This window comes from Lactobacillus equicursoris DSM 19284 = JCM 14600 = CIP 110162, from assembly GCF_001434815.1.
In the GTDB taxonomy this organism is placed as follows: Bacteria; Bacillota; Bacilli; order Lactobacillales; family Lactobacillaceae; genus Lactobacillus; species Lactobacillus equicursoris.
The window spans coordinates 62702-74803 of sequence record NZ_AZDU01000003.1; the positions used below are offsets into that span (position 1 = coordinate 62702).

Consider the following 12102-nt stretch of genomic DNA (forward strand, 5'->3'; position numbering starts at 1 on the left):
TAGAGATTATGCCAGACATGATCACTTGTTAATAACACTAGTAAAGTTCCCAAAAGGTTGAAAACAGTCAAGGCTATGTTAATCTGGTGATGGTAAAATTTTATGACCGTAGTAGGATAGGAGATACAAATGAATTATGACAATGCCGTTGATCTTATTGACCGCTTGATTGACCAGCAATCAGACAGGTATTTTGCTGATTTTGTTCCGTTTACTTTTCAAAATGAAGATTATGCAGAACTTGAGATGTATTTGAACGTACACTTTAAGCCGCAATTTGCAGAAAAAATAAAATTTATTGCCTTCGCGCTGATGTACCAGCATGAGTCATATGTCTTCTTAGGTGAAGCAGTGGCTAGTGCTCTTTACCCTAATCTGAAAAACAAGAACCTACGAAACATTGGCTTAGAGCGGCTGGGAGAAATCGTCGATACTATGGTGATTGACAATTACGCAAGCTTAAATATCTTGCTTAAGCAGGAGAATGATTTTTCGCTTATGCGGATTGAAGATGGTTTTAGTACAATTTTCTTTAACCTTAAGGGGCAGTTGCGGGAAGAAGTAGCGAGTCTGGTTGAGCACCAAGGATTGTATTTCAAGGAAATTTACTGAGCACCGATATATGGAGATTATGCCAGACATTATCACTTGTTAAACACACGCTAGGAAGAAAAAACGCCCGAAGCCTTGCTTAAACGGGCTGAAAAGGGTATAATTACTACTGATTTTCGAAAATCAATGAAAGGATGAAGAGACATGTCAAGAAATATCCACACTGGGATCAACCCACACCGTCGTCCACGCAATGCTTCTAACTCAAAGAAGCGCGTTGCTCACGCAGCTGCAGTTGTTAACTACTTGAACCAAGCTGCTAAGGACGAAAACAAGTAATTGTTTTTGAACAGATAATAAAAGACCGCAAGCATTCGTTGCTGGCGGTCTTTTTCTGTTGTCCTTATTTGCCACTCACCAGCGATAAGCTTAAAATTAATTAGTAGTAATTATGCGGTTCACTAAAGAAGGGAGATTTTTCCACCATGAAGTTCCAATGCAGCAGTTGCGGCTTAAGACTGAATTCTTTGCACTTTAAGGTGCAGGGGCTAATCAACCCCAAGCTGACCAGCATTTGTGATCTCTGCCGGCAAAGGGGATTGGTTCCAGAAGACTATGGCAATCCGGTCGTGAAAATTTTTGCCGAAAACCTCCTTTTCGCCTTTGCGGGCAATAATGAAGACGTCGATAGCGACCGTTTTTTAATTCCTGATACCAAAAAACGCCGGGCTTACGAGGGCTTTTTGCAAGATTACGATGGCAATGTACTAGCCAAGCAGCAGCTGCCAAGGGAAAAGTTGAATCAAGCCTTGCTAGACAAGGATTTCGTCCCTGATGCCAATTTAACTTTTGCCGAAAATTTAAGTGAGCTGGGGCTAGAGGTGGACTTCCAGTTAAACACCGTCGACTACATTGACCGCGAGCGGATCCGGGCCAAGTACAAGTACCGCTGCCAGTATTGCGGGCGGCGCGGGCGAAGCGTCGACCACAAGGACCCGGTGTCTTTGTCAAACGATAATTCTCTTGACAACCTGATCCTGTCTTGCAGCGAGTGCAACCGGATCAAGTCCAACATGCCGTATGAGCTTTTTGTCAAACTAAACGAGCAGATCCCGGACATCAACCAAAAGCTGGTCAAGTATGAAGACGCCCTGGCTCCCTTGAAAAAGGAATTCCAAGAACGGCGCAAGCTTTTATCAGCCAAAATGCACTTAAAGGGCGTAGTTAATGATCCCGAGCTAAACGCCATGCGCAAGAGCAACAAGCGCCTGCAAGATGCCATCGACAGCCTGGAGAGCGACTACCATGCTTTGGCCCTGGCCCGGGAAGACCACTTCAAGAATGGCTGGAAACTGTACCTGGCGGGTCAAGACAGCGACATTATCTAACTTGTTTTGGTAAAGTGCTTAAGGAAACAATTATAATTAGGCCTAACTTTTCAATAAATAACGGTATTTTTACAAAAAATATACTTGTGAAAATCAGCATTACGGATGTAACCGTAGTGCTTTTGTTTTGTAACTGGATCGATACAACTTTGTAACAATCGAAAGTTATACTATAACCTATAAGCTAACAAACGACACAAAAAGGAGAAATTGTTTTAATGACTAAAAATAGAAAGCTAATGTCGGCCTTAACCGCCTTGTCTGCCTCAGTAGCCTTATTGACTACCGGTACCAGCGCCTTGGCAGCCAGCCACAAGGTTGTTAAAAATGACAGTCTTTGGGCCATTTCTAAGAAGTATGGCGTATCTATTTCCAGCTTGAAAAAGGCTAACAGCTTGTCAGGCAATACCATCTACGTTGGCCAAACCTTGAAGATTCCTTCAAGCAGCAAGACTACTAGCTTTAAGTCAACCACTAAGACCAGCAGCAAGACCGCAGCCGTTAAGGCTAAGGCAACCAGCTCAACGACTTACAAAGTAGCCAAGGGCGATACCCTCTGGAGCATTGCCAAGAAGTACGGTGTATCCGTATCTGCCCTGCAAAAGGCTAACAACCTGTCCAGCAGCCTCATCTACATTGGCCAAAGCCTGAAGCTGGCTTCCAGCCTGACTAGCTACACCACTAATGGCGTAACTAAGTCAACCACTACTAGTTCAACTACCAAGTCAACGACGACTAAGTCTTCAACAAGCACTTCTAAAACTGCCGTTAGTCAAGCTCCAACCAGCATCAAGCGCTCTAGCACTACCGCTTCTTCAGCCAACATCACTGCTTATGCTTTGACCTTCTTGGGCGTGCCTTATGTTTGGGGCGGGACTACGCCAAGCGGCTTTGACTGCTCTGGCTACGTGCAATACGTCTATAGTCACTTTGGCATCAACGTTGGCCGGACTACCTACACCCAGCAATACGCAGGTACCAAGATCAGCGTGGCTAGCGCTCAAGCCGGCGACCTTTACTTCTGGGGCAGCTATGGCTCAGCTTACCACGTAGCCATCGCCCTGGGCGGCGGCCAATACGTGATGGCGCCAGCTCCTGGCCAAGTGGTCAAAACCGGTAACGTGTCATCTTACACGCCGAGTTTCGCTGTCCGGGTTTTATAATCAACATGCAAAACAAACAATTTCTGAGAAACAGCTTTTGGGACTTTGCCTCCCAAGGCTGTTTTTTCTTTTTGCCCGTTTTATACTTTTTAACTTATATTCTTTGGTTTACAGGGAAAGGTTAACGGAAACTTAGAAAACCCAGCCAGCAACAAGCGGGCTATGTCAAACGGGTTGAGGCCCTGAGCGGGCAAAAGTTCAGGATGGAAATGTTCTACCTGACCACGGATGTTCCAACCAGCAATGAAGCCTACGTCTTTACCTTTGAAGAAAAGTAGCATAAGGCAAAAAGAGCTAAGAATACAAACAGTAAAACAGCAAGAAAAAACTTCATTCCCGAATCAGGAATGAAGTTTTTCTTTTGTCTAATTGTCTAACGTTTAAGCAAAGGCTAGATCTGTGGCCCCCGGAAGTTAGCCAAGAACTTCTTGGTCTTTTCGTTTTCTGGGTGGTTGAAGATCTCATCTGGACTGCCTTGTTCAGTGACGTAGCCGTCGCTCATGAAGAGGACTTGGTCAGAGACTTCTTTGGCAAAGGCCATTTCGTGGGTAACCACGATCATGGTCAAACCGGTCTTAGCCAGCTTCTTCATGGTTTCCAGAACTTCACCGACCATTTCTGGGTCCAGGGCACTGGTTGGTTCGTCAAAAAGCAGGATTTCAGGGTTCATGGAAATGGCGCGGGCGATAGCGACACGCTGCTTTTGCCCACCGGACAATTGCCGCGGCTTAGCGTCGATATAAGGGTCCATGCCAACCGTCTTCAGGTTTTCCATGGCAACCTTGCGGGCTTCTTCCTTGGACCGCTTCAAGACCAATTCTTGGCCTATCATGCAGTTTTGCAAGACGTTCTTGTTTTCAAATAGTTCAAACTGCTGGAAAACCATGCCGACCTTGGACCGGTAGTGGGGGATGTTGTAGTTTTCATCCAGGATGTTTTGGTCGTGGAAGAGGATCTTGCCGCCAGTTGGGTCTTCTAGTAAGTTGATGCAGCGGAGCATGGTTGACTTACCACCTCCAGAAGGCCCGATGATGGTCATGACTTCACCCTTGTGGACCTCAAAGGAGATGTCTTTTAAAACTTGGTGCTCACCATAAGTCTTTTGCAGGTGGTCTACCTTTAAAATAACTTTGTTTTGTGAAAAATCAGCCATCTTACTTGTCTCCTTCCTGCTTGCCAACTTGTACTTGGTTAGCCATCATGTTGTAGTTTTCAGGACCTTCGATGTGCTTTTCAATTAGGTTGAAGATCCGGGTAATGGTAAAGGTCAAGAACAGGTAGATGACGGAGATCACCAGGTAGGTTTGGAAGAATTGGAAGCTTTGGCTGGCAATGGTTGAACCAACAAAGAACAATTCGGAAACAGAGATGATACTCAATACTGACGTGTCCTTGATGTTGACGATAAATTCGTTAGTGATTGAAGGCAAGCAGTTTCTGATCGCTTGTGGCAAGATGATGTTCCACATTCTTTGGTTGTGGGTCATCCCCAAGGCACTAGCGGCTTCAAACTGACCCTTAGGGGTAGAAATAATCCCCCCGCGGATAACTTCAGCTAGGTAGGCCCCGGTGTTGATGGAAACGATGACCAAGGCGGCAACCGTTCTGTTCAAGTTGATGTGCCAGAATTGGGCAATCCCGTAGTAGATAACCGCAGCCTGAACCATCATTGGGGTGCCACGGAAGACTTCAACGTAAACGGACAAGAGCCACTTGCAAAAGGCCAGCAGACCCTTCTTGAACTTGTTCTTTGGTTCTGGAATGGTGCGGACAATGCCGACCAGCAAGCCGATGAAGAAACCAGCGATCGTACCGATTAAGGAAATGAACAGGGTCATGCCGATCCCTTCCAGGATCATGTTCCCGTAGTTCTTCAGCATGGAAACCAGCCAGTTTTCCTTCTTGGTATTGGTTTGTGGCTGCTGCTGAACGGCTTCCTTCATCAATTGGTTGCGCTTAGCAGTGGAGATACCAGCTAAAATCTTGTTAACTTGGCTGAGCAGCTTATCGTTGCCCTTCTTGACCCCGATGGAAACTTCGGCATCTTCAGCAGAAACCTTGAAGCCCTTCATCTTGGAGAGGTTAACGCCGGTAACGTTAGAGTCGACCATCTTGAAAGAGGTCAATTCCGTGTCTTCGGCAACGTAGCCGTCGATGGTGCCGGCTTCCAGAGATTCCCGCATTGCGGAGAAGTCCTTAGAAGCTGGTTCACGCTTAGCACCAGGCAATTGCTTAATCAGGTTGTAGTGCAAGGTCCCTTGCTGAGCAGTCAACTTTGCGCCCTTAAAGTCAGTTAAGTACTTAGCGCTAGCGTACTTGCTCTTCTTGTTGACGATGACCACGAAGCTGGTGGTCCGGTATGGCGTCGTAAAGTTGATGGCCTTGCGTCTTTCTGCCGTTGGACTCATCCCGGCAATGATCAAGTCGATCTTGCCACTGGTTAAGGCTGGCAAAAGCCCATCCCATTGCGTCTTTTCGACGATAACGTTCTTGTGCAGCTTTTTACCGATGATCTTGGCAATCTTAACGTCGTAACCATTGGCGTAAGAATTAGTCCCATCGACTTTTACCGCGCCATTGGCACTCGTCGTTTGGGTCCAGTTGTATGGAGCGTAGTTGGCTTCCATCCCAATCTTAAGCGTACCGCTGGCTTCAGCTGGCTTAGCAAAGCTAAAGCCAACTGCCACAGTCATGATCAAGGCCAGAATGGCCCCGATCCAGCTGCCTTTCCTCTTCATTTGAAAAAACCTCCATTTAGGCAAACTCATACAATAAAGTGCAAAAAAGCCCCATTGCATATACAATGAGGCGGTTAGTTTCTGTAAATTTCAGTATGAATACCAAAAATTATAGCGCTCCCTATTGCTAGGACAGTCTGCAAGATCTTCTCCTGCAGCCCAACCAGCGGCCAGCACGTCCTGACAGCTGATTTCGGCGATATTCCTTAATAGCAGGGATCAAAGCTAATGCGTGAGCTCCTCCTGTTTTGGTGAACAATCGCGACCTCTATTGTATTGGATAATATTTTTACTGCTTTAAGATTAAATTAAATTAAGAAAAAAGTCAAGTCTAATTTAATAATTAAACTTTGGCCCAGCCATGACCTTGATCGTAGTCCTTTTTCTTCATGTCTGACACGTAGGGATTCCCGGCGACGTAGTAGCGAAGCTTTTCCTTAGCCCAGGCCGGGTCAGCCTGGCTGATTCCGATCCGGGGAGCGGCAATGATCTCTTTGGCAGCTTTTTTCTCAGTCAGGTCGATGGCAAAAGGACTGTCTTCCAGCTTGGCTAGGTCCCACTTCCTAGAATCAATCCCCAAGGCCTGCATCATTTTGCCAGGACCATTGGTGAGTAAAACGCCGCTTTTGCCGCCGCGGTTGGCTTCCATCTGCTCGATCCCCCAAACGGGCTCAATCGCCCGGACCAGGACCCCTTGGGGGTCGCCAGCTTCTTGGCAGGCCACGTCAAAGAAGAAGTACTGGCGCTGAGAGTAAATATATAAGGACCCGCCTGGGCAGTAGAGGCCTTCGTTAGCCTGGCTGCGGCGGCCACCATAAGAGTGGGCTGCCCGGTCCTTAGTGCCCAGGTAGGCCTCAGCTTCTACGATGTAGCCGCCAAGCTTGCCCTGTGGCCCTTCAAAGGTCAAGGCGCGCCCTAGCAGGTCTTGGCAGATTTCTGCCGTCGGTCTGCCGGTAAAAAAGTCATAGTAAGTCATTGCTTTTAACTTCTTTCGGAATAAAATAAGATTGAGTATATTATTTTAGAATATTAGCTACCTGCTAAAGGAACAAGCACATGTCAGAAATTAAAGCCGTAAGAATCTATCATGCTGATCTGCCGGGTTACCGAATCTTAGTTGACCGTTTATGGCCGCGGGGGATGAGCAAGGAAAAAGCCAAGCTGGATGGCTGGGCAAAAGAAGTAGCGCCAAGTGCCGACTTGCGCAAATGGTATGGCCATGACCCGGAGAAGTTTCCGGAATTTAAGGAAAAGTACCTGGCTGAACTTGATAAAAATCCGGAAACGCCTGCCTTTTTAGCCTTGGTTAAAAAAGAGCTGGAAAAAGGCGACGTTCTCTTCCTCTTTGGGGCTAAAGACCTGGACCACAACCAGGCCGTCGTTTTAAAAGAATACGCCAACTTACAGCTGGCTAAAGACTTCTAAGGCATCGCCCACCAGCTGCTTGATCCCTTGAGCCGGAATTTCCGTCAAGTTGACTGCCCAGAGCTTGGCCGTTTCAGGTGCGTAGCTTAAGAGGCCGGCGAAAGGATAAACGACGAAGCTGGTGCCGACGATGATGACTAGGTCGCTTTTGGTGAGGGCATTAACCGACCGGGAAACATTGTCCATGTTGATCCCTTCCCCGTATAAGACGATGCCGGGCCGGATGATGCCGCCGCACTCGTGCCGGTAGCCTTTTTTGTAGTCATCATAAGTCAGCTTTTCGTGGCACTTGGTGCAGTAGATGTCGTACAGGTTGCCGTGAAACTCGGTCACGTGCTGGTTGCCGGCCTTAGTGTCCAGGGTGTCGATGTTTTGGGTGATCAGGTCGCCTTTTTCATTGCAGATCTCAGCCATTTTTTCATGGATTAAGTTCGGCTTGGCGTCCGGGAAGTACATGTTGTCCATGACGAACTTGTAAAAAAGCTCCGGCCGGTTATAGAGGGTGTCTTCACTCAAGATGACCTCGGGCGGCTCGCTGACCCCGTTGTAGATCCCGGTCTTAGACCGGTAGTCGGGGATGCCGGAGTGGGTGGAAACGCCGGCGCCGGTCAAAAAGACGGGATGGCGGGCGTTTTTGACGTCTTGCTTAAATTCAGCTAATAATTCTTGATCCATAAAAAGCCCCTTTCTTAAGAAAAGTTAGGATAATGTCTTTTTCCTCAATTATAAGCGCTTAGTTTGTTATAATGGAAATAATTCTTAAGAAAGTTTTTGAGGTGGCAGATTATATGGATAGCTTTTACCTAGTAGCTGATTTCTTGCTGGCAGCCTACGCAGGCTACAGCTGGTATCGGCAAGCCGAAATCGAAATCCGTGCCCGTTACCGGATGACTTCCATCATCATGCCGCTGCTCTTGATCTGGCTGGGCTATTTATGGGACTACTTGGACTTGGGGCAGCCAGGTTTTAACCTTTTTCTCGCCTTGTTTATCTTAACGGGGATCTTGGAGGCGTCCGCGGGCTTAAGCAACGAACGGGTCGTCTTGAGCGGCTACTTTAGACGAAGCCTGAAATACAGCGAGATCAAGCAGGTGGTCTTGACGGCAGCGCCGCCAGCCATTGGCGATTTGTCAATTGCGGCTTTTGAAACGGGCCGCAACCAGGTTTACTACCTGAGATTTAATAAAGCCGCTAGCGAAGTAGCGGCTTACCTGATGACTCGCCTTGAGCGGGGCGTCAATATCGATGTCAGACAAATGGGCTAGCAATTGCTAGCCCATTTTTGCTTTTTTCCTTTTTGAAAAAATTACAGGATTGGCGACAAGAGTCTGGAGAAATTTTGCTTGAAGTGCAGGTAGTGGGACTGCTTGGCGATCATCTCTGGCGTAAGAAGCGTCGACTTTGCCATGTCGGCCTTAAACTGCTTGGCCATCTCCCGGTTGAAGAACCGGTCGTAAACGAAGACGTTGTCTTCAAAGTTTAAGTCATAAGACCGGTAGTCCTGGTTGACGCTGCCGACGGTGGCAAACTTGTCGTCGACGATGATGGTTTTGGCGTGCAGGAAGCCATTCTCGTAAGTGTAGATCTTAACCCCGATCTTGGTCAGCTGGTTGGCATACCACTGGGTGGCCCGGTAGATGAAGGGGTGGTCGGGCATACAAGGAATCATGATCCGCAGGTCGACCCCGGAATTGACCAGAATTTGCCAGGCGGCGATCATGGCTTCATCAGGAATCAGGTAGGGCGTCTGGATCCAAACGCGTTGCCGGGCCAGCATCATTAACCGGACCAGGCCGTTACGCATGTAAGGGTCGTCGTTATCAGGGCCATCTGACACGACCTGGACGGCCATGTCCCCTTGCCGGATGTCTTGCTCGTCTAGGTCAGGAAAAAGTTTTTCGTCAAAGGTGATGACCTCTTTTTCCTTTTTGGCAGAAGCATTCCAGTCCATGACAAAGCGTTCTTGGAGCAGGAGCGACGCTGAACCAACCAGGCGCAGGTGGGTGTCCCGCCAGTAGCCGAACTTCTTTTTCCGGCCTAAATACTGGTCGCCGACATTAAAGCCGCCCGTCCAGGAGATCACCCCGTCGATCACCACGATCTTGCGGTGGAGGTGGTAGTTGATCCGGTTTCTTGAAATCATGTTCCGAGAAGTGATGAAGGGGAGGACGTCTCCGCCAGCCTTGACCAAGCGGTTAAACCACTTTTTCGTTGCACCCAGTGACCCCCAGGCATCGTAGAGGACCCGGACCTGGACGCCTTCTTTGGCCTTTTTGATCAAGAGATCCATGAACTGGTTGCCGATTTGGTCATCGTAAATCGTGTAGTACTCGACGTTAATGCTGCTTTTAGCTGCTCGGATGTCGGCAAACAAGTCCTTGAACTTGGCTACCCCGTCGGTGTAGAGCTTGAGCTGGTTATTTTTGGTAATCGGGGCTTCCTGGTCCTTGTCCAAGTACTTGATCAAGATCCGGGCGTGAGGCGATGTATCAGCGGCGCTGGTCTTTTTAGGCGCCTTGGTGATCATTTTTTGCACATTGTCTAGGCCAATGTGGTGCTGGCGGTTGATGGCAAAAAGGTTCTCCTGCGAAATTCCCCGGCCGACAAAGCCGTAGATGACGAAGCCGATTACCGGGAAGATGATCAAGACGATCAGCCAGGCCCAGGAAGTGGCAACGGACCGCTTGCGGTGGAAGACCGTCCAGAGGGCTAAGATAGTGTTGGTGAAGATGATGATGTGCCAGACGTCAATCCAGGCAATACTGTTCACGGTTTACCTTCTTTCTGCTTTTTTAATTCTAAAAAATGGTCCAGGATGTTGATGACAAAGGGCTCGTCGTGCATTTGTGAGTGCTCGGCGTTTTCGCCCCGGACCTCGACTTCTTGGTAAAAGCGGGCGTGGGGGGCTAGCACGTAGCGGATGCTCTTGGCCGAGATGACCGAGATGAAGCGGTCGGAGTTGGTCGTGTCTAAGACGTTGCCGTAGATGTTCAGGACCTGGATGGCCGGGTTAAAGTTGCCCCGGTGACGGAGCATGTAGGAATAGTGCGGAGTCATCAGGCTGGGCCGGCCACTTCTGGTCAAGTGGTTTAAGTTGGGGATGTCGCCCAGGTACATGACCCCGTTAAAGGGCCCTGCAATCAAGGCGCACTTGACTAGATGGGGGAACTTTTTCTTTTTAGCATAGCGCATTTCGGTGGCCACGACGCAGGGCGAGCCGAGGGAGTGGGCGACGGCGCTGTAGCGGGTGAAGCCATATTTTTGGCTTAAAAAAGGGAGCAGGAAGCTAAGGTAGTAGTTGATGGCCTGGTAGCCGGCGATCCGGTCCTTGAGAGCCAGCTGGATGATGGGCTGGGAGTCGCCGGTATAAGTGCCGGTCAGCTTGATGTGGCCGGTGAGGTCAGCTTCCACTTTTAAAAAGCGGGGATCGCCCTTGCTTTTGCCCGCTTCTTTCACCATGACCCGGGTGGTATAGTCCCCGCCCCGGAAGCCGTGGATGTAGATGATGGGGACTTGCTCTTGGCCGGCTGGCGCGGGCTCGACCGCGGCCTGGTTGACGACTCGCCTTTTGCAGAGCTTGAGGAAGATGCGTAGGGGCGGGAAGGTGGCCAGGATGCCCAAGAAGGTCATGAAGGGCAGAGAGTGTTCTTGCGGGTCCTGCTTTTTGCTGCGCTTTTTTTCAGTTTCTTCAGCGTATCTGCGCGAATTGAAGAAGAGCACGGTTGGCTTTGGCTCCTTTCTAGACAGAATTTTTAAACGGAATTTCTTTAGTATTTATGATACCATTATCTTGATTTTGACCAAGATCTGAGAATTGACTTTTTGAGGGGGAGATCACATGAAATTTTACGCGGTAAAAAAGGGACGCAAGCCCGGCATTTACCATAACTGGCCAGACGCCCAGGCCCAAGTAAGCGGCTATTCTGGGGCGGTCTTTAAGTCTTTTGACGATATGATGGACGCCGTCAACTTTATCGGCGAGGCTCCAGCGGATTCGCTAGCTAAGCTGCAGCCAGCTGAAGATGAGCTGCAGGCGGCGATCCAGAAGATCCAGCAGGGCGACGCGAGTGTGCGGCCTAGTCGGTCAGCGGATTCGGCGCGGAAAACTGGCCGGGTGACGCCAATCAACCACTATGACAAAGATGGGCAGGGTCCTTACCCAGTCCACGTCTATACCGATGGGGGATGCCGCAACACCGGCAATGTCAGCGGCGGCCACGTTAATGAAACGGACAAGGCGGCCTGGGCCTACCTGATTTTGGATCCAGACGACCAGCGCCACCCCGGCCACGGTGGCTGGTACGGTGCCACCAACAACGTGATGGAGATGACGGCTTTTTTGGAAAGTTTGAAAAAGCTGGAGGAGCTGGGCCTGGCTGACGAGGAGATTCTTTTTTCCTTGGACTCCAGGTACGTGCTTGATTCCGTAAGCAACGACTTTGACCACCCGGCTTGGCTGACGGGCTGGAAAAAGCGCGGGTTCAAGAGGGTGAAAAACGCTGACTTGTGGCAGGAGATCGACCAGGAGTTGCAGAAGTTCCCACACTTGCACTTTGAGTGGGTCCAAGGCCACCAGAACAACGAGGGCAACAACTTTGTTGACAGCTACTTGAACAAATATATGGATCAGATGTAAAAAAATGGAAGCACTGCGGTGCTTCCTTTTTTTGGTGTAGCGTGGTTGGGTGGGCTTTTTCCCCCGAAGTATGTCAACCGGGTGAGATTTTGGTGATTTTAGCCCCCAAAGTATGTCAACCGGGTGAGATTTTGGTGATTTTTGCCCCCGAAGTATGTCAACCGTCCGCGATTTTGGTGATTTTTGCCCCCGAAGTATGT

Annotated in this window: 13 protein-coding genes and 1 riboswitch; of the genes, 7 read left to right on the plus strand and 6 right to left on the minus strand. The window is 49.1% G+C overall.

Annotation, left to right across the window (positions count from 1 at the left end):
- The first annotated feature begins 129 nt into the window (after positions 1–129).
- The 4 genes from FC20_RS10790 (at position 130) to FC20_RS01460 (ending at position 3103) form a co-directional block, all read left to right on the plus strand.
- The gene (locus FC20_RS10790) at positions 130–612 is read left to right on the plus strand and encodes a hypothetical protein (protein ID WP_008460562.1); all 483 of its coding nucleotides are present in this window, start codon (positions 130–132) and stop codon (positions 610–612) included.
- A gap of 144 nt (positions 613–756) precedes the next feature.
- On the plus strand, positions 757–891 hold the full coding sequence (locus FC20_RS10990; RefSeq protein ID WP_008462164.1) for a hypothetical protein: 135 nt from the start codon (positions 757–759) through the stop codon (positions 889–891).
- Positions 892–1037: 146 nt separating this feature from the next.
- Positions 1038–1940: an HNH endonuclease gene (locus tag FC20_RS01455; protein WP_008462166.1), complete on the plus strand. Its 903-nt coding sequence runs from the start codon at positions 1038–1040 to the stop codon at positions 1938–1940.
- Between the two features lie 218 nt (positions 1941–2158).
- Complete coding sequence (locus FC20_RS01460; protein WP_008462168.1) at positions 2159–3103, plus strand: C40 family peptidase; 945 nt, start codon at positions 2159–2161, stop codon at positions 3101–3103.
- A gap of 391 nt (positions 3104–3494) precedes the next feature.
- Here FC20_RS01460 and FC20_RS01465 read toward each other — a convergent pair whose 3' ends face one another.
- From FC20_RS01465 to FC20_RS01475, 3 genes are all read right to left on the minus strand, one after another.
- Positions 3495–4256 carry an amino acid ABC transporter ATP-binding protein gene (locus tag FC20_RS01465; RefSeq protein WP_009558677.1) on the minus strand — a complete coding sequence of 254 codons (762 nt, stop codon included), beginning with the start codon at positions 4254–4256 and terminating at the stop codon, positions 3495–3497.
- Between the two features lies 1 nt (position 4257).
- Positions 4258–5841 (minus strand): ABC transporter substrate-binding protein/permease, encoded by a 1584-nt coding sequence (locus FC20_RS01470; RefSeq protein ID WP_008462171.1) that lies wholly within the window; start codon positions 5839–5841, stop codon positions 4258–4260.
- A 104-nt stretch (positions 5842–5945) separates the two neighbouring features.
- A riboswitch (Lysine riboswitch) is annotated at positions 5946–6120 on the minus strand.
- Positions 6121–6184: 64 nt separating this feature from the next.
- Positions 6185–6817, minus strand: a complete 633-nt coding sequence (locus FC20_RS01475; protein ID WP_056945284.1) for a DNA-3-methyladenine glycosylase — start codon at positions 6815–6817, stop codon at positions 6185–6187.
- 80 nt (positions 6818–6897) lie between these two features.
- On the opposite strand from FC20_RS01475, the gene FC20_RS01480 reads away from it, so the two are divergent.
- Complete coding sequence (locus FC20_RS01480) at positions 6898–7266, plus strand: DUF488 domain-containing protein (protein ID WP_008462178.1); 369 nt, start codon at positions 6898–6900, stop codon at positions 7264–7266.
- Here FC20_RS01480 and FC20_RS01485 read toward each other — a convergent pair.
- The gene (locus tag FC20_RS01485; protein ID WP_008462179.1) at positions 7243–7941 is read right to left on the minus strand and encodes an NAD-dependent protein deacylase; all 699 of its coding nucleotides are present in this window, start codon (positions 7939–7941) and stop codon (positions 7243–7245) included. The two genes, FC20_RS01480 and FC20_RS01485, sit on opposite strands and share 24 nt — an antisense overlap.
- 113 nt (positions 7942–8054) lie before the next feature.
- On the opposite strand from FC20_RS01485, the gene FC20_RS01490 reads away from it, so the two are divergent.
- Positions 8055–8531: a hypothetical protein gene (locus FC20_RS01490; protein WP_008462181.1), complete on the plus strand. Its 477-nt coding sequence runs from the start codon at positions 8055–8057 to the stop codon at positions 8529–8531.
- A 41-nt stretch (positions 8532–8572) separates the two neighbouring features.
- On the opposite strand, the gene cls is transcribed toward FC20_RS01490, so the two are convergent.
- Positions 8573–10036, minus strand: a complete 1464-nt coding sequence (gene cls, locus FC20_RS01495) for a cardiolipin synthase (RefSeq protein WP_008462183.1) — start codon at positions 10034–10036, stop codon at positions 8573–8575.
- Entirely contained in the window at positions 10033–10986 is a 954-nt protein-coding gene (locus FC20_RS01500; protein WP_008462185.1) for an alpha/beta hydrolase, read from the minus strand. The genes cls and FC20_RS01500 overlap by 4 nt, the downstream gene beginning before the upstream one ends.
- A gap of 118 nt (positions 10987–11104) precedes the next feature.
- On the opposite strand from FC20_RS01500, the gene FC20_RS01505 reads away from it, so the two are divergent.
- Positions 11105–11902, plus strand: coding sequence for a ribonuclease H family protein (locus FC20_RS01505; RefSeq protein WP_008462187.1), 798 nt, complete (start codon positions 11105–11107; stop codon positions 11900–11902).
- The last annotated feature ends 200 nt before the right edge of the window (positions 11903–12102 follow it).